Origin of the sequence: Pseudomonas sp. RC10 (assembly GCF_038397775.1) — a bacterium.
GTDB classification, from domain to species: domain Bacteria; phylum Pseudomonadota; class Gammaproteobacteria; order Pseudomonadales; family Pseudomonadaceae; genus Aquipseudomonas; species Aquipseudomonas bambusae.
Genome location: NZ_CP151650.1, coordinates 381,064 through 398,012 on the forward strand (window position 1 = coordinate 381,064; position 16,949 = coordinate 398,012).

Genomic DNA, 16,949 nt, shown 5'->3' on the forward strand with positions numbered 1-16,949 from the left:
GTAAAACCAAAAAAAGAGAGCATCACCATGCAGTTATCCCGTAACCCTGCTGTTAACACTGTGGTTTCGAACTCCAAATGCCGTGGGCTGTTGTTGGTCGCCGCAGGATTTGGCTTCGTACTGATGGCGGGATGCGCCAACTCGCCTGTGTCCAAGGTCGGCGCCAGCACCAAGGTCGAGTACTACCCGACGTGCTACGAGCCGGTGCAGCACTTGCGTCAGACTGACTCTGATGTGAGCAAATCCGTGATCGGCGGGGCTGCTGTGGGGGCGCTGGGCGGCGCATTGGCCGGGGCCTTGGTCGGCAACTCCCAAGACCGCGCGCGCAACGTCGCCATTGGCGTCGCCGGTGGTGCTTTGGTAGGTGGCGCGGCAGGCTATTACACCGAGAAACAAAAACAGATCACCGACGACAACCAGCGCATCGGCTCCTACGCCACCGATATCGACAAGAGCGCCGCCGACATCGACCGCAGCGTCGGTTACGCCAAAGCGTCGCAGTCGTGCTATCAGGGTGAGTTCACCAAACTCCTCTCCGCGCGCAAAGCCAAGACCATGAACGACACCGAAGGCCGTAAGCGTCTGGCTGAAATCGTTGCAGGCCTCAAAGAATCCAACGACCTGATCACCGCCGTAAACGGCCGCACTGGTGAAAACCTCGACAACTACACCCAAGCGTACGAAAAAGACCTGCAAACCGTAGGCGTTCAACGCGCCGACGTGGCCACCGTCGCGGCTGCAGACATCACTCCTGTCACCCCTACAACCAGCAAAAAGAAAGCACCGGCGAAGAAAAAACTGCCAACCGTACCTCAAGAAGCAGTCGCCACCGAGAAGACCATCCAGGACGCGAAAACCAAACAGGCCGCAGGCCAGCAGGTCGCCGCGACCGGCCAGTCTCAAGTCAACGCCATGTGCAAAAACCCGGACCTCGGCGACTGGGCACCGGTGCCTTGCCCGAATGTTTGATTAGGGCATAAAGGCGGGTCAGATAGTCTTTTCTATCTGAAGCAGTTGTAAACTTCTGGTTTACAACTGCCCCTTCAGCCAGCTCTCCATCAGTAATCACCGCTTGAATGTGCTTACCGATATTCTGCTTGCTGGTCTGATAAAGCTCAGCCATTTCCAGTTGCGTCAACCAGACTTGACCGTCCATTTGGCGCAGCGAGAATTACGCAGGCCATCTTCCGTGCTGTAGAGGATCAGGTCGCTACCTGTCATTGGGCATTGCCTCCGCGTCTTGCCTCAAGTGCCGACTCTGGCTAATCAAGCCATCGTGAAGAGAAGGCGCAAGCTTAAACTTTCGCCCTGAACAGGACGCCCACAAAAAAGCCCGCGCATCGGCGGGCTTCTTTATAAAGCGGATCCCGGTCTGCTGTGCATGACTCAGGATCGAAGATGGCGCACCTGGCGGGATTCGAACCCACGACCCCTGCCTTCGGAGGGCAGTACTCTATCCAGCTGAGCTACAGGTGCAACGCGGGCGCCATGATACCCATCTCGGTCCAAAGCGTCCATTGCATTGACTTGCCGTTTGTTTCGCCCTGACAAATGAACCTCGGGCTTACGTCGTTCTGGTCATGCGCGGTCAGATTACCCCATTGCCCTTCCTCTTCTGCGATAGCTATGTACCGCATCGCTTCACGCGCCAGCTGCTTCCCTGACGGTCTTTCAATCAGCAAGGACTTTCAGGATGGCGATCGACCTCGAACACTTTGAGCGCAGTCTGCATTCGATGGCGGATGCGCGGGCGGTGATGGCGAAGGCACGTGGCTATTTAGAGGCGTGGCCTGATATTTATCAGCTGGCGCGCAAGACGGCGGGTGAGTACCTGCTCAAGCACACCGGCAAGCCGCTGGATCCGGATCGCGTGTGGTGGAACGTGTTCGACGGTGCGGCCAGCGCGCCGACGTTTACCGGTTGGCGTCACAGCGGGCCGCCTAAACAGTCGATGACGTTCACGCAGTTGCTTATTCACCGTTTCAACGACGGTTTTCAGGTCGCGCCCGATGTGTTGCCGGTTTATGGCGGTTTCTATAACCGAAGCAGCGGGGCCCGTGAATACGGTCAGCACAACGAGGTGCAGCTCGAACCGGGCAAGGTGATGGGCGATTTGTGGGCGATGGATTTTGCGTCGCTTCTGGCGCAGCGCACTGAACGCTTCTGGCGTGAACATGGCGATGATTTTGCGCTGCTGGCGAAAGTGCGGCTCCTCGCGAGTCTTGATGAGGCGGTAAATCAAGGCGCGCTCATGCCTTCTGATCGTCAGCGCCTGCGCGCGTGGCTGGGGCTGGCGCAAGACAGGGTCACGCTGACCACGCTGCAAGCCGCGACGACGGGCAACGCCTTTCATATCCGGCATTACGTCGTGACGGGCGGGGGCCATCTGATCACATTGCGCGCTGACGATGGCCGCACCGTGTTGTATTGCCCTGGTACCGAGTGGCTGCCGCGCGCGTTTGCCAACCACGGCGATCTGGTGCATTGGCTGAGTCGTCAGCTTCGCTCGCGTGAAGCCTTTGATGCGCTGTTTCGCGTACATCAGCAGTCAGGCGCTGAGGCGCATCAGCAGGCGATGAGCAACCTGATGAAGCGGTTTGGGCCCGCGGAAGCGCCGGCCTGGCCATTCGGGGTAGGTCGGCGGGTGACGGGCGATCTGTTTGCCGAAATGCGGGATTGGGCCAAGACGGATCTTGCCGTCAGCCACACGATGGCCGTCAGTAACGCCGATTTGCGCAAGTCGCTCTGGCGTGGGTATCTCGGAGCATTTCTTGGGGTGTTCGGAGGTTTTCCCGTATTGGCGTGGCCGCTGGGACTGGTGGTGCTGGGGGCGGGCGTGGCGCGCCTGTCGCTGGACATTGACGCAGCGGTGCGCGCTCGGTCTGTGGTCGAGCGCACGCAGGCGGTCATCTCGGCGGTGGCGGACACGGTCGCTGCGGTGTTCTCGATCATTGATGTCGGGCTGGGCGTCAAGGCGCTGCATTTCAAGGCCCCGCCCCATGAGCGGCTAATCGCCACTCGGGTGTTAGAGCCAACTGACCGGTTGAATGACGAGCTGGAGAGCCTGGACGGCAATCGCATCGTGCCTGAGCCGATGACCACGCCGGGAATGCTTGATGGCGTGAGCGTCGATGATGACGGTTCGACCTGGATCGAGATGAATGACCTGACCCTTAGGGTTCGGCACAGCCCAGAGGCCGAGGGATGGTTGGCGGTGGATGATGACGATCCGTACGCCTTCCTGCCGAACACCCGGATGCAAGTGGTGACCGATTTCATGTGGACGCCGCTCGAAGTCGCCCAGCCCGAACTGGCAGTGTCCGGCCAATTGGAAACGGTTGCTTCGGGATTCTGGGACACCTACATGCAGGCTAACTACGAGTCGCACTGGGAGATGTCGCAGGCGTTGCTCGAACGCCAGCGCGAAACGTTATCCACAATCGCGCTGCCCAGCCCTTCGATGAGCAATCCGTTGTTGGAGAACCCACGGCAGTTTCGTTATCTGCTCAAGGACGGAAAGCCGTTTTACACCTGGGTCGACGAGGAATACTTCAACAATGATCTGGTCGCTGCGTACACCGATGAGTTGACGCAGGCCAACGGCGTGTTCCGCCATGGCGTGGAGATCGACAGTGAGATGGTCGCTTACCTGAATGACCTGTTCGATTCGCTGGAGCAGTTGCCCCGCAGCGAAGCCGTGCGTTTATGGCGCGGGGGCAGTGGTGCGCGAGCGACCGGCGGCGGGCAGTTCCGTAATGGAGAGCTAAACGTGGGCGACGTGTTGGTCACCACGGACATTACGTCGTTTACGGAAAACCCCTACGCGTTACGCGATTTTGTAGCACCGAAGCAGGTAAAAGGGTTGAAGCGGGTCAACGTCTTCGACGACACCTCGGTGGTCTATGAACTGATTGGCAAGGGCATGAACAGTGGCGTTCCCATCGGGCCAATGTCGCTGAGCACCGCAGAGGCGGAGGTCGTGTTCACCCCCGGTCGCTATCTGCGCATCGAATCTGTGCGAGAAGTGCGAGGTGAGCACTATCACTTCGTCAGGGTAAGGCTGCGTGAAGTGGACAAACCGGATGTAGGCAGTGTCTATGACTTGCGTACGGGGGAACCCTTCGACCGTGTGGCGTATGTCAACCGCGTGCGGCATGCATCGTTGGTCGAGCGGTTCTTTCCCGCTGCCCAGTGGCCTTGATGAGGACCCGCTGATCCGGAACGTTTCGTAAATCGGGCGCGTTTGTTCTTTTTTTCGAACACCCTATTGTCCTTTGTTGTTCTTGAACCTAGGATTCGTTTGAGATTTCAAACGCTCCCGTACGGTCACCCGCGCTTTTCGCGATCCGTGCGTGCGGGGCCCGGCGAATGTTTTCCTGACGGCAGCCTCGGCAGAGGCGCCTTTGAACAATCAATAATTCGCTCCGCCTTGCGCGGTGCTGTTTAGGAGGCCGACATGCAGCTCAAAGATTCGAAGTTGTTCCGCCAGCAGGCGTACATCAATGGCGCCTGGGCCGATGCCGACAGCGGCCAGACCATCAAGGTTAACAATCCGTCGAACAACGAGATTCTCGGCACCGTGCCGAAAATGGGCGCTGCTGAAACCCGCCGTGCCATCGAAGCTGCCGACAAGGCGCTGCCCGCCTGGCGTGCACTGACCGCCAAAGAGCGTGGCGCCAAGCTGCGTCGCTGGTTCGAGCTGATGATCGAAAACCAGGACGACCTCGGTCGCCTGATGACCCTGGAACAAGGCAAGCCGCTGGCCGAAGCCAAGGGCGAAATCGCCTACGCCGCTTCCTTCATCGAATGGTTCTCTGAAGAAGCCAAGCGCATCTACGGCGACGTGATTCCAGGCCACCAGCCGGACAAGCGCCTGATCGTGCTGAAACAGCCCATCGGCGTGACTGCTGCGATCACCCCGTGGAACTTCCCGGCAGCGATGATCACCCGTAAAGCCGGTCCTGCGCTGGCCGCCGGTTGCACCATGGTCTTGAAGCCTGCATCGCAAACCCCTTACTCCGCACTGGCGCTGGCTGAGCTGGCCGAGCGAGCGGGCATTCCTGCTGGCGTGTTCAGCGTCGTGACCGGCAGCGCGGGCGACATCGGCAGCGAGCTGACCAGCAATCCGATCGTGCGCAAACTGTCGTTCACCGGCTCGACCGAAATTGGTCGTCAGTTGATGGCCGAATGTGCCCACGACATCAAAAAAGTCTCGCTGGAGCTGGGCGGCAACGCGCCGTTCATCGTGTTCGACGACGCGGACCTGGATAAGGCCGTTGAAGGCGCGATCATCTCCAAATACCGCAACAACGGTCAGACCTGTGTCTGCGCCAACCGCATCTATGTGCAGGATTCGGTCTACGACGCGTTCGCCGAGAAACTGCAGGCGGCAGTCGCCAAGCTGAAAGTCGGCGACGGCCTGGCTGAGGGCACCACCACTGGCCCGTTGATCGACGAAAAAGCGGTTGCCAAGGTCAAGGAGCACATCGCTGATGCGCTGGGCAAAGGCGCGAAAGTGCTGAGCGGTGGCAACAGCCTGGAAGGCAATTTCTTTGAGCCGACCATTTTGGTGAACGTGTCCAAAGACGCCGCTGTGGCCAAGGAAGAAACCTTCGGCCCATTGGCGCCACTGTTCCGCTTCAAAGATGAGGCGGAAGTGATCGCCATGGCCAACGACACCGAGTTCGGTCTGGCGTCGTACTTCTACGCCCAGAACATGAGCCGCGTGTTCCGTGTGGCCGAAGCGCTGGAGTACGGCATGGTGGGTATCAACACCGGCCTGATCTCCAACGAAGTCGCGCCGTTCGGCGGTGTGAAGGCCTCGGGCCTGGGGCGTGAAGGCTCGAAATACGGCATCGAAGACTATCTGGAAATAAAATACCTCTGCCTCTCTGTTTAAGGCAGCGATATCCGACCCGCGCAGCGCGAGAGCGACGTTGCGCGGGTGTTTGTAGCAGCAAAACCCATTCGCTGGCCGGGAGGCCGCGGCAGTCGATCATCGTATGCTGCCGCTGTTGACCCCCGCCGCCTGATCCTTGAACCACGCCGCCCGATGAGCGGTGAATGAGGAAACCATGAGCAAAACAAACGCATCCCTGATGAAACGCCGTGAAGCCGCTGTACCCCGTGGCGTTGGTCAAATTCACCCGATCTTCGCCGAATCCGCGAAGAACGCTACCGTAACTGACGTTGAAGGTCGTGAGTTCATCGACTTCGCGGGCGGTATTGCTGTACTGAACACCGGTCACCTGCACCCGAAAATCGTCGCTGCCGTTCAAGAGCAACTGACCAAGCTGACTCACACCTGCTTCCAGGTATTGGCGTACGAGCCCTACGTTGAGCTGTGCGAAAAAATCAACGCCAAGGTCCCAGGCAATTTCGACAAGAAAACCCTGCTGGTCACCACCGGCTCCGAAGCCGTAGAGAACGCCGTCAAGATTGCCCGCGCTGCCACTGGTCGTGCTGGCGTGATCGCATTCACCGGCGCGTACCATGGCCGCACCATGATGACCTTGGGTCTGACCGGTAAAGTCGTGCCGTACTCGGCTGGCATGGGCCTGATGCCAGGTGGCATCTTCCGCGCCATCTACCCGAACGAACTGCACGGCGTGAGCGTTGACGACTCCATCGCCAGCATCGAGCGCATCTTCAAGAACGACGCCGAGCCAAAAGACATCGCCGCGATCATTATCGAGCCGGTGCAGGGCGAAGGCGGTTTCTACGTCGCGCCTAAAGCATTCATGGCTCGCCTGCGCGAACTGTGCGACAAGCACGGCATCCTGCTGATCGCTGACGAAGTGCAGACCGGCGCTGGCCGTACGGGCACCTTCTTTGCCATGGAACAGATGGGCGTCACTGCCGACCTGACCACCTTCGCCAAATCCATCGCTGGCGGCTTCCCGCTCGCAGGCGTTTGCGGCAAGGCCGAATACATGGACGCCATCGCACCAGGCGGTCTGGGCGGCACCTACGCCGGTAGCCCGATTGCCTGCGCCGCTGCGCTGGCGGTGATGGAGGTGTTCGAAGAAGAGCATCTGCTGGATCGCTGCAAAGCGGTCGGCGAGCGTCTGGTCACCGGTCTGAAAGCCATCCAGGCCAAGCACCCGGTCATCGGTGAGGTGCGTGCTCTGGGCGCAATGATTGCGGTCGAGTGCTTCGAAAACGGTGACACTCACAAGCCGAACGCGGCTGCTGTGGCGTCCGTCGTGGCCAAGGCTCGCGAGAAAGGTCTGATCCTGCTGTCGTGCGGCACCTACGGCAACGTTCTGCGCGTGCTGGTCCCGCTGACCTCGCCTGACGAGCAGTTGGACAAAGGCCTGAAGATCATCGAAGAGTGCTTCGCTGAGATCGCCTGATGCGTCATTGAAGAAGGGTCGCATTGATCAAAATGTGACCACTTCGTCAGAAAAAACCTGCTTCGGCAGGTTTTTTCGTTTATTGACGTCAGAAAATTCGCTTAAAGCCTGTCTCGCACGCCGCTCTTTGACTAAGGTACGAAGACTGATGCCGGAGAGTCATGATGACCGTTGTAGAGGCACCTGCTGTTCCTCGTATTTTGATTGCCGAAGGCGATCCTTGGGCACGTGAGATGCTCAATGAGCTGGTTCTGGACGTGCGCTGCGACGCGCAACTGGATGTGTGCTCGGACGGCAAGCAGGCGGTGGAGCTGATGCGTGGCTACATCCCGGATCTGGTGATCGCTTCCCGAGAGCTTCCGGGCGTTGATGGCCTGACCCTGCTGCGTGGGTTGCGCCTGCTAAAACGCCAGCCACCGGTGCGTTTTATCCTGCTCAGCAACCGTAACGACAGTGCCAGCGTGCGCGAAGCCGTGCAGTTGGCGCCGACGGCCTATCTGACCAAGCCGCTGAACATCGAAAGCCTGCGTCAGCGGCTGGAAAATCTGTTGCTCAAGGACGGCGCACAGGTCGCCTGCGAGGTGCCTGCGCTGGCGCCTGGCGTCGGGCTGGATGCCTTCCTGGAAAAACGTCGAGAACTGGCGGACGGCGGCCCGTTGTACGTCGATGTGCGCGAAGCGCTGACTCGCTGTCGCACGCCTGCGGGCATCGACCTCAAACGTCTTGAACAAGAATTGACCGACGACCCTCACGTTACGGCGGTGTTGATTGCCGCGGCGAACAGCGCTTCGCAGCATCAAGGCAAGCCCCAGCAGACCCTCGGACAGGCACTGGCAGTGCTGGGCGCGACTCAGAGCGCCAATTTGATTCAAGGGCTGGCGCTCAAGCGGGGCGCGATCCTGACGGACCCGTCGCTGATCATTCAGGCGAGTCAGGTGTGGGACGTTTCACGGCGAACAGCGGGCTATGCGCGGATTCTGGCGCGCACATTGGATCTGGACCACGAGCGCTGCTATTGCGCGGGCTTGCTCAGGGGGTTGGGTGATCTGTCGGTGATTCGCTGCCTTCAGGAATGGCTACAGGCCGGAGGCGTGCTAGACGATGCGACCATCGCCCACGCACTGGACCAATATGCGGCCGCATTCGGCTCGGCCCTGCGTACGCGCTGGCGTATTCCGTTGGAGCTGCGCGAACTGATTGCAGCGGTGTATCAGTACACCACCGGGGTCTACACCCGCGAAGTGCTGGCCATGAACCTGGCGGGGCAGATGGGCCGTCTCGGTCAGGAAGACCCGCTGGAGGCGCTGGCCAAGAGCAAATCGGCGCGGTTGTTGAAGGTCAACGCGTCCGATCTGGAGCGGGTGCGAAACAAGCTCGTCGCCTGACTACGTCTGCAAGACTGGACGCAAACCTGTGGGAGCCAGCAAGCCGGCTCCCACAGGGATAAGGCGCGTCGGATGAATGTGCAGTTACACGCCACTCAACGATGCCTACACCAACACAATCTGATTCTTGCCCTGACGCTTGGCCTGATACATCGCCGCATCCGCGCGGGCGAAGAGGGCTTCGAGGCTCTGGTCGTTGCTACCCAGGTTGGTCAGGCCCTGGCTGGCCGTGATGCCGAACGTCTTGTCATCCCGCTGAAAGCTCAGCCGCTGGATTTCCCGCTGCAGCCGCTCCGCGATCTGCTTGGCCATGTCCGGCGCGCAGCCGATGAACACCGCCGCGAACTCTTCCCCGCCAATACGCCCGAACAGGTCGCCCCGACGCAGCGTCGTGCGGCCGCATTCGGCAATGCGCTGGAGCACGATGTCGCCCTCCTGGTGACCGTAGGTGTCGTTGACCAGCTTGAAGTCATCCACGTCCAGCAGCAGAAACGCCATGGGCGTGCCTTGCAAACGGGCCTGTTCGAACTCGCGCTGGGCGCATTCGAAGAAATGGCGACGGTTGCTGCTTTGAGTGAGGACGTCGGTGGTGGCCAAGCGTTGCAGCTCGTCTTCCAGCTGCTTCTTCTCGGTGATGTCTTCCGCGATGCCCACCACGACCAGACGCTGCCCGTGCTCGGCCTGATGGCTGACGAAGCATTTGTCGCTCAGCCAACGAACCTGGCCGTCGGCCCGGATGATCCGGTATTCGCGGTCTTCAATGGAGCCCTTTTCCAGCACTTCACTCAGGCTGCGCTCGGCGTAGTCGAGGTCATCCGGATAAATGCTGTCGCGCCATTCGTTGTAATCGGCCAGCAGCAGGCCAGCCGAACGACCGAAGATGCGCTCGTAGGCGGGGCTGACGTAGATCATGCGCTGGGTTTGCCAGTCGAATGCCCAAAGCACGGCGTTGACACTCACCAGCAGCGAGCTGAACAGCTGTTCACGTTCGCTCAGTCGGGCAACTTCCGCTTGGGCGTGCATCAGAGCCAGAAGGGTTTCTGCTGTGGCGGGTGTGTCGATAGAAGGCGTCTGGTTGTCCATGAGCACTGCATCTCAATATAAGGTGCGGCGCACAGCCACAACATGTCACACAGCATAGTGCGAAGGTGATAATGAGATCGGCGTAGTGGCACGAAGTTCCGACGGGCGCCCATCCGGATGGATGGGCGCCGATAAGCGGCCTAAACGTGAGAGGGGCGTAGCGAGTAGGTTTTCAGCTGGTCAGCGAAGTCGCGCAGGGACTGAATGCCGCTGGCTTCCGCTTCGTGGACCCAGTCTTTGATGGCGGCGAGCATGTCGTGGCCATTGCTGCTGGTGCGCGCCCAGATCTGTTGCAGCGCGAGGCGTTTTTCGTAGATCACTTTCAGCGCCTGGCTGTGTTCCAGCATGGTCTGGATGCGCGCCTGATGCTTGTCTTCCAGCAGGCTGGTTTCGCGAGACAGCAGCCGTTTGGCCCGACGGAACTGATGACGGACCGACTCGTCGGCCTTGGCGAGTTCCTGTTTGACCAACGGCGCGATCACCAGCTTGCGGTATTGGGCCATGATCTGGAACCGGTTGTTGAGGATGGCCATGGCGGTGTCCATGTCCACATGGCCCTTGCCTGCGACCCGGTGGGCAATCGGCGCCACGCGCTGAACCCTGGCCAGACGCAGCCAGCAGAACACCTTGATCCACGCCCAGCCCATGTCGAACTCCCAGCGTTTGACCGACAGCTTGGCCGAGTTCGGGTAGGTGTGGTGATTGTTGTGCAGCTCTTCGCCGCCGATCAGGATGCCCCACGGCACCAGGTTGGTCGCGGCGTCCCGGCATTCGAAGTTGCGATAGCCGACCGCATGACCCAGGCCGTTGACCACGCCAGCGGCCCACACCGGAATCCACATCATCTGGATCGCCCAGACGGTGATGCCGATGACGCCGAACAGCGCAAGGTCGATGGCGCCCATGATCATCACCCCCAAAAGCGGGTAGCGCGAGTAAAGGTTGCGCTCGATCCAGTCTTCCGGGCAGTTCTTGCCGTAAATGCGCAGTGTCTCGGGATTTTCTGCCTCGGCGCGGTACAGTTCGGCGCCTTTGCGCAGAACCGTGGACAGGCCTTTGATGACAGGGCTATGCGGGTCATCCGCCGTTTCGCATTTGGCGTGGTGCTTGCGGTGGATGGCCGTCCACTCGCGGGTGTTCTGCGCCGTGGTCAACCACAGCCAGAAACGGAAAAAGTGCTTGAGCCCGGCGTTGAGTTCCAACGAGCGGTGCGCGGAGTAGCGATGGAGATAAACCGTGACGCTGACGATGGTGACGTGAGTCATCGCCAGAATGACTGCGACCAATTGCCAGACGGACAGGTCGAGCAGACCGTTGTTCCACATAGGCTGAGTTGCCCTCGGTTGTAACGCATGCGGGGTGCAGGGGGTGAGTACCGACCCTGAGACGACAGCGCGCATTATCACTTAGCCACCAGATAAAACCAGTCGGTGTTTTAGATAAGCGTCGCAGGATGTTTCTTACTCTATAATCCCGTCCTTTCGTAAGGTTTCTGGTTTTCCATGTCAGCGATTACCCGAGATGCGCTCAAAACCGCACTGTTGTATGGGCTGCTGTCGATTTTCTGGCTGGCGTTCACCGACTATGTGCTCCCGCTTTTGATCGAGGATTCGATTCAGTTGGCCCGTGCTCAACTGATGAGCGGTTATGCCTGGCTGTCGCTCAGCGCGCTGTGCGTCTACTTCGCACGATTCCGGCTGTTGAACTTCATGGGGGTAAAGGCCCGCCAACGCCGAAAAGAGGACATTCAACGCCTGCGTCTCGCCGCTGCGGTCTTCGACAGCACGTTGGAAGGGGTGCTGGTGACCGATGCAAGCGGCGTGATCGTTCATGTGAACCGGGCGTTCATGGAAATCACCGGCTATCAGCAGGACGAAGTGCTCGGCCTGACGCCGCAGAAGTTCAAGTCCGGACGGCACGGTCCCGAGTTCTACGAGCGCATGTACAAGACCATTTCCAGCGCGGGCCAGTGGAGCGGCGAGATCTGGAATCGGCGTAAAAGCGGCGAGATTTATCCGCAATGGCAGAGCATTCGCTCGATCAAAGATGATCAGGGGGCGATCACGCATTACGTCGCGGTGTTTTCTGACATCACCTCTATCAAGCATTCCGAACGTGAATTGGTCCATTTGGCCCATTACGACGCCTTGACGGATCTGCCCAACCGGCTGTTGTTCAGCGACCGAGCCGAGCAGGCGCTCACCCATGCCCGGCGAAAGAAAGAGACGCTGGCGCTGTTGTTGATCGATCTCGACCACTTCCAGCACATCAACGACAGCCTCGGGCACAACTTGGGCGACGAAGTGCTAAAGGCGGTCGGGGAGCGGTTGGCGAGCTTTTTGGAGAAAGGCCTGACACTCGCGCGATTGGGCGGTGATGAATTCGCCGTGTTGATCGAAAACCCGAATCAGGCCGTGCAGGCAGCAGAACTGGCGCAAGGCATCCTCGACGGAATGCGCGAACCCTTCGTTATTGAAGGCCAGCCGCTGTTCCTTTCAGCGAGCATCGGCGTCAGCATTTTTCCCCACGACGCGATGAGCGCCGAGCAATTGTTGCGCAACGCCGATGCCGCGCTGTTTCTTGCCAAAAGCCAAGGGCGAGAACGCTACGCCCTGTACACCGAAGAACTCACGGCGCGCGCCCAGCGTCGAGTCGAGCTGGCGGTTGAATTGCGGCAGGCGATCGTGCAGAACGAACTGCGCGTGTTCTATCAGCCGATCCACAATCTGCGCACCCGCCGCATTGAGGGCGTCGAGGCGCTGGTGCGTTGGCAGCATCCGCAGCGCGGGATGGTCTCGCCCGGCGACTTCATTCCCGTTGCCGAACAAAGCGGACTGATCGCGGAGATCGACAACTGGGTGCTGACCGAAGCCTGTCGGCAAATGCGCCAGTGGCTCAAGGACGGGGTGGCCCTGTCGTTTGTGGCGGTCAACGTGTCCAGCCGCCTGTTCGGCCGTGGCGATCTGGATCGGAGGGTCGCTCAGGTGCTGCATGAAACCGGGCTGGCGCCGGGTTATCTGGAGCTTGAAGTGACTGAGAGCGCGATCATGGACGATCCCGAGCAAGCGATTGAGCAGATGCATCGCTTGCGGGAGTTGGGCCTCAAGCTTTCCATCGATGATTTTGGTACGGGTTATTCGTCGCTGCTGCGGCTCAAGCGGATGCCGGTGCAGAAGCTGAAAATCGATCAGGGGTTTGTCGCGGGCCTTCCGGAAGATGAAGACGACATCGCCATCGTTCACGCGGTCATCGCGCTGGCCCAAGCCATGGGCATGCGGGTGTTGGCTGAAGGTATCGAGCAGGCCGATCAGGCAAATTTTCTGCTGAACAGCGAATGCGAGTTGGGCCAGGGCTACTGGTTTGCCCGGCCTATGCCCGCGGCTCAGATCGATTGGCAGCATGCGCCGGTGTTTGCGTTGAGCTGACATTCCGGTAGTCAGGCATCGACCTGTAGAAGCGAATTTATTCGCGAAATGGCAGAGGCGATGGAGTTGTATTGTCTGTAGCGACCCTTCGCGAATGAATTCGCCCCTACAGCGAAAATCGCGGTGATCTTGTAGGAGTGAGCTTGCTCGCGATGGCGTTGGGTCAGTCTGTCGTTTGCTGACGGAAAAACGCTATCGCGAGCAAGCTCACTCCTACAAGGTTTCGGGCCACTCAAAGCACCAAATTCACTTTGGTTATATCTGCATTCTTAAATAGTATTTTTAAGAATAACCCTCCCTCTCTAATATCGCGCTTACGCCACGAGCAGCCGCCTTCCCACCGCCGCTGCGGGCAACTCTTTCAAGGAGCACGATAATGAGCGCATCTCTACGTAGCGTCGACGGCCAGGACGAAGCAAGCATTCTGCGAGAAATTCAGAGCGCTCTGCGTGACCTGCGTTTCGGCGCGGTTGAAATCACCGTGCACAACGCGCAGGTGGTCCAGATCGAACGCAAGGAAAAATTCCGTTTGCAGAACCCTGGCAAGCAGCAGGGTTGAATACTGCTGGGCTGGGATCCGCAGGCATACCTGTAGGAGCGTGGCTTGTCCCGCGATCGGCGACGAAGTCGTCGTAGATTCGGTAAAAGCAGCATGGCCGCCATGCCGTATTCGCAGGACCTACGGCTGCTGCGCAGCCGATCGCGGGACAAGCCACGCTCCTACAGTAAAAGCTTCACCAAAATTAGAAAAACGCCAACAACACACAATTTCCAGGAGCTTGATTCATGTCCATTCGTCGTTACGCGCTGGCTGCACTTGCCAGTGCCGTGTTTGCCGGTTCCGCCGTTGCCAAGGACTACACGCTGTTGAACGTGTCGTATGACCCGACGCGTGAGCTGTATCAGGACTACAACGCTGAATTCGTCAAATACTGGACCAAGGCCCACCCAGGCGACACGGTCAAGATCAACCAATCCCACGGTGGTTCGGGCAAGCAAGGTCGCTCCGTCATCGACGGCTCGCCTGCCGATGTGGTGACCCTGGCTCTGGCCGGTGACATCGACGAAATCTCGAAACTGGGCAAATCCATTCCGGAAAACTGGCAGACCAAACTGCCGGACGCCAGCACCCCGTACACCTCGACCATCGTGTTCCTGGTGCGCAAGGGCAACCCGAAAGGCATTCACGATTGGGCTGACCTGATCAAGAAAGACGTCGCGGTCATCACCCCGAACCCGAAAACCTCCGGTGGCGCACGCTGGAACTTCCTGGCTGCGTACGCCTATGGCCTGAAAGCCAACGGCGGCGACGAGACCAAGGCCAAGGCCTACATCAAGACCCTGTTCGAACACGTGCCTGTGCTGGACACCGGTGCTCGCGGCGCAACCATCAGCTTCACCAACAACGGCCTGGGCGATGTCCTGCTGGCGTGGGAAAACGAAGCCTTCCTGTCGCTGAAAGAAGACGGCGGCGCCGACAAGTTCGACATCGTTGTGCCTTCCCTGTCGATCCTCGCCGAGCCTCCAGTTGCGGTCGTCGAGAAGAACGCCGAGAAACACGGCACCACCGAAATCTCGACTGAATACCTCAAACACCTGTACAGCAAGGAAGGTCAGGAAATCGCCGCGAAGAACTTCTATCGTCCTCGCGACAAGGAAATCGCGGCCAAGTACGAGAAGCAGTTCCCGAAACTGGAGCTGGTGACCATCGACAAGGATTTCGGTGGCTGGAAAGAAGCTCAGCCCAAGTTCTTCAATGATGGCGGCATCTTTGACCAGATCTATATTCCGAAGTAACACGCCCCATAACCTGTAGGAGTGAGCTTGCTCGCGATTCATGCCGCCAGACACCGCCATTGGGCCTGGTAGATCGCAGATCGCGAGCAAGCTCACTCCTACACGGGGTGTCGCGGAATTTGATAAATTTCGCAGCTTTCCCATGGCAAAAACCGACCCGGACCCGCTCCGGGTTCTGTGTATCAACCAAGGACCTTTATGTCTCGACGCATATCCCCCGTCATACCCGGCTTCGGGCTGACGCTGGGCTACACCTTGGTGTACCTCAGCTTGATTGTGCTGATACCGCTCGCGTTCATGTTCATCCACGCGTCGCAACTGACTGCCGAGCAGTTCTGGAACATCGTCACCGCGCCTCGGGTGCTGGCGGCGCTGAAATTGAGCTTCGGCACGGCGTTCTACGCCGCCATCATCAACGGCATCATCGGTACGCTGTTGGCGTGGGTGCTGGTGCGTTACACCTTTCCGGGCCGCAAAATCATCGACGCGATGATCGACCTGCCATTCGCGCTGCCCACGGCCGTTGCGGGTATTGCACTGACTGCGCTGTACACCCCGGCCGGTCTGGTAGGCCAGTTCGCTACCGACCTGGGCATCAAGATCGCGTATACCCCGTTCGGCATTACCCTGGCGCTGACCTTCGTCACCCTGCCGTTCGTGGTGCGGACCGTGCAGCCGGTGTTGGCCGACATTCCCCGTGAAGTCGAAGAAGCCGCTGCCTGCCTGGGCGCTCGCCCTCTGCAAGTGTTCCGCTACATCCTCGTCCCTGCGTTGCTCCCCGCCTGGCTGACCGGCTTCGCGCTGGCGTTCGCCCGTGGTGTGGGTGAGTACGGTTCGGTGATTTTCATCGCGGGCAACATGCCGATGAAAACCGAAATCCTGCCGCTGCTGATCATGGTCAAGCTCGACCAGTACGACTACGCAGGCGCGACCTCCATCGGCGTGCTGATGCTGGTGGTGTCATTCATCCTGTTGCTGCTGATCAACCTGCTGCAACGTCGCATCGAAACCCCGAACTGAGGAGGCGCACTATGTCTGGTCCATCGCTCATTGCCGCTTCCTCCGCCAACGCTGCCCGTCGTGGCAGTGCGGTGTCGCGGCGTATTCTGATCGGCCTTGCCTGGCTGGTTTTTGCAATCTTTCTGCTTTTGCCGCTGTTCGTTGTGGTCAGTCAGGGCCTGAAAAACGGTCTGGGTGGCTTCTTCACGGCGATTCTTGAGCCTGACGCGTTGTCGGCGTTGAAACTCACGGTGTATGCCGTGCTGATTTCCGTGCCGTTGAACGTGGTGTTCGGCGTCTCGGCTGCCTGGTGCGTGAGCAAATATTCGTTCCGGGGCAAGGCGATTCTGGTGACCCTGATCGACCTGCCATTCTCGGTTTCGCCCGTGATCGCAGGTCTGGTTTACATCCTGATGTTCGGCGCCCGTGGCGTGTTTGGGCCGTGGCTTCAGGATCACGACATCCAGATCGTCTTCGCGCTGCCGGGGATCGTGCTGGCGACCATCTTCGTGACCGTGCCTTTCGTGGCCCGCGAGCTGATCCCGCTGATGCAGGAGCAGGGCACGCAGGAAGAAGAGGCGGCGCGCCTGCTGGGCGCCAACGGCTGGCAGATGTTCTGGCATGTGACTGTGCCGAACATCAAATGGGGTCTCATCTACGGCGTGGTGCTGTGTACCGCCCGTGCGATGGGTGAGTTCGGCGCGGTGTCGGTGGTGTCCGGCCACATTCGCGGCGTGACCAACACCCTGCCGCTGCATGTCGAGATTCTCTACAACGAGTACAACCACGTGGCTGCATTTGCCGTGGCGAGCCTGTTATTGATCCTTGCGCTGTTCATCCTGCTGCTCAAGCAGTGGAGCGAAGCGCGCATTAGCCGTCTGCGCCAAAGCGCGGCGGAGGAATAA

12 protein-coding genes and 1 tRNA gene are annotated in these 16,949 nt (G+C 59.5%); 10 read left to right on the forward strand and 3 right to left on the reverse strand.

Annotated features, from left to right (window positions below):
- Positions 1–27: 27 nt before the first annotated feature.
- Positions 28–969, forward strand: coding sequence for a type VI secretion system-associated lipoprotein TagQ (tagQ, locus tag AAEO81_RS01705; protein ID WP_341961270.1), 942 nt, complete (start codon positions 28–30; stop codon positions 967–969).
- Positions 970–1,399: 430 nt separating this feature from the next.
- On the opposite strand, the gene AAEO81_RS01710 is transcribed toward tagQ, so the two are convergent.
- Positions 1,400–1,476 (reverse strand) — tRNA-Arg (locus AAEO81_RS01710).
- Between the two features lie 217 nt (positions 1,477–1,693).
- Here AAEO81_RS01710 and AAEO81_RS01715 point away from each other — a divergent pair.
- The 4 genes from AAEO81_RS01715 to AAEO81_RS01730 all read left to right on the forward strand — a co-directional run bounded on the left by AAEO81_RS01715 (position 1,694) and on the right by AAEO81_RS01730 (position 8,740).
- Positions 1,694–4,201: a DUF6543 domain-containing protein gene (locus tag AAEO81_RS01715; protein ID WP_341961272.1), complete on the forward strand. Its 2,508-nt coding sequence runs from the start codon at positions 1,694–1,696 to the stop codon at positions 4,199–4,201.
- A gap of 255 nt (positions 4,202–4,456) precedes the next feature.
- Positions 4,457–5,899 (forward strand): NADP-dependent succinate-semialdehyde dehydrogenase, encoded by a 1,443-nt coding sequence (gene gabD, locus AAEO81_RS01720; RefSeq protein WP_166595841.1) that lies wholly within the window; start codon positions 4,457–4,459, stop codon positions 5,897–5,899.
- A gap of 175 nt (positions 5,900–6,074) precedes the next feature.
- Positions 6,075–7,355, forward strand: a complete 1,281-nt coding sequence (gene gabT, locus AAEO81_RS01725; protein WP_341961274.1) for a 4-aminobutyrate--2-oxoglutarate transaminase — start codon at positions 6,075–6,077, stop codon at positions 7,353–7,355.
- A 164-nt stretch (positions 7,356–7,519) separates the two neighbouring features.
- Positions 7,520–8,740, forward strand: a complete 1,221-nt coding sequence (locus AAEO81_RS01730; RefSeq protein WP_341964440.1) for an HDOD domain-containing protein — start codon at positions 7,520–7,522, stop codon at positions 8,738–8,740.
- 105 nt (positions 8,741–8,845) lie between these two features.
- On the opposite strand, the gene AAEO81_RS01735 is transcribed toward AAEO81_RS01730, so the two are convergent.
- Together AAEO81_RS01735 and desA are read right to left on the reverse strand one after the other, a co-directional pair.
- Positions 8,846–9,823 (reverse strand): sensor domain-containing diguanylate cyclase, encoded by a 978-nt coding sequence (locus tag AAEO81_RS01735; protein WP_178115725.1) that lies wholly within the window; start codon positions 9,821–9,823, stop codon positions 8,846–8,848.
- Between the two features lie 140 nt (positions 9,824–9,963).
- Entirely contained in the window at positions 9,964–11,148 is a 1,185-nt protein-coding gene (gene desA / locus AAEO81_RS01740; RefSeq protein WP_341961277.1) for a delta-9 fatty acid desaturase DesA, read from the reverse strand.
- A gap of 177 nt (positions 11,149–11,325) precedes the next feature.
- On the opposite strand from desA, the gene dibA reads away from it, so the two are divergent.
- The 5 genes from dibA (at position 11,326) to cysW (ending at position 16,949) form a co-directional block, all read left to right on the forward strand.
- The gene (gene dibA / locus AAEO81_RS01745) at positions 11,326–13,248 is read left to right on the forward strand and encodes a phosphodiesterase DibA (RefSeq protein WP_341961279.1); all 1,923 of its coding nucleotides are present in this window, start codon (positions 11,326–11,328) and stop codon (positions 13,246–13,248) included.
- Positions 13,249–13,624: 376 nt separating this feature from the next.
- The gene (oscA, locus tag AAEO81_RS01750; protein ID WP_081565193.1) at positions 13,625–13,807 is read left to right on the forward strand and encodes a sulfur starvation response protein OscA; all 183 of its coding nucleotides are present in this window, start codon (positions 13,625–13,627) and stop codon (positions 13,805–13,807) included.
- A gap of 227 nt (positions 13,808–14,034) precedes the next feature.
- On the forward strand, positions 14,035–15,045 hold the full coding sequence (locus AAEO81_RS01755) for a sulfate ABC transporter substrate-binding protein (RefSeq protein WP_341961281.1): 1,011 nt from the start codon (positions 14,035–14,037) through the stop codon (positions 15,043–15,045).
- 198 nt (positions 15,046–15,243) lie between these two features.
- The gene (gene cysT, locus AAEO81_RS01760) at positions 15,244–16,065 is read left to right on the forward strand and encodes a sulfate ABC transporter permease subunit CysT (protein WP_341961282.1); all 822 of its coding nucleotides are present in this window, start codon (positions 15,244–15,246) and stop codon (positions 16,063–16,065) included.
- Positions 16,066–16,076: 11 nt separating this feature from the next.
- On the forward strand, positions 16,077–16,949 hold the full coding sequence (gene cysW / locus AAEO81_RS01765) for a sulfate ABC transporter permease subunit CysW (RefSeq protein ID WP_166595835.1): 873 nt from the start codon (positions 16,077–16,079) through the stop codon (positions 16,947–16,949).

What these genes read in the sequence shown, in the direction of transcription:
- gabD (WP_166595841.1), top strand. Translation starts at nt 4,457, where the DNA reads ATGCAGCTCAAAGATTCGAAGTTGTTCCGCCAGCAGGCGTACATCAAT.
- desA (WP_341961277.1), bottom strand. Translation starts at nt 11,148, where the DNA reads ATGTGGAACAACGGTCTGCTCGACCTGTCCGTCTGGCAATTGGTCGCA.
- gabT (WP_341961274.1), top strand. Translation starts at nt 6,075, where the DNA reads ATGAGCAAAACAAACGCATCCCTGATGAAACGCCGTGAAGCCGCTGTA.
- dibA (WP_341961279.1), top strand. Translation starts at nt 11,326, where the DNA reads ATGTCAGCGATTACCCGAGATGCGCTCAAAACCGCACTGTTGTATGGG.
- oscA (WP_081565193.1), top strand. Translation starts at nt 13,625, where the DNA reads ATGAGCGCATCTCTACGTAGCGTCGACGGCCAGGACGAAGCAAGCATT.
- AAEO81_RS01715 (WP_341961272.1), top strand. Translation starts at nt 1,694, where the DNA reads ATGGCGATCGACCTCGAACACTTTGAGCGCAGTCTGCATTCGATGGCG.
- tagQ (WP_341961270.1), top strand. Translation starts at nt 28, where the DNA reads ATGCAGTTATCCCGTAACCCTGCTGTTAACACTGTGGTTTCGAACTCC.
- AAEO81_RS01730 (WP_341964440.1), top strand. Translation starts at nt 7,520, where the DNA reads ATGACCGTTGTAGAGGCACCTGCTGTTCCTCGTATTTTGATTGCCGAA.
- AAEO81_RS01755 (WP_341961281.1), top strand. Translation starts at nt 14,035, where the DNA reads ATGTCCATTCGTCGTTACGCGCTGGCTGCACTTGCCAGTGCCGTGTTT.
- cysT (WP_341961282.1), top strand. Translation starts at nt 15,244, where the DNA reads ATGTCTCGACGCATATCCCCCGTCATACCCGGCTTCGGGCTGACGCTG.
- AAEO81_RS01735 (WP_178115725.1), bottom strand. Translation starts at nt 9,823, where the DNA reads ATGGACAACCAGACGCCTTCTATCGACACACCCGCCACAGCAGAAACC.
- cysW (WP_166595835.1), top strand. Translation starts at nt 16,077, where the DNA reads ATGTCTGGTCCATCGCTCATTGCCGCTTCCTCCGCCAACGCTGCCCGT.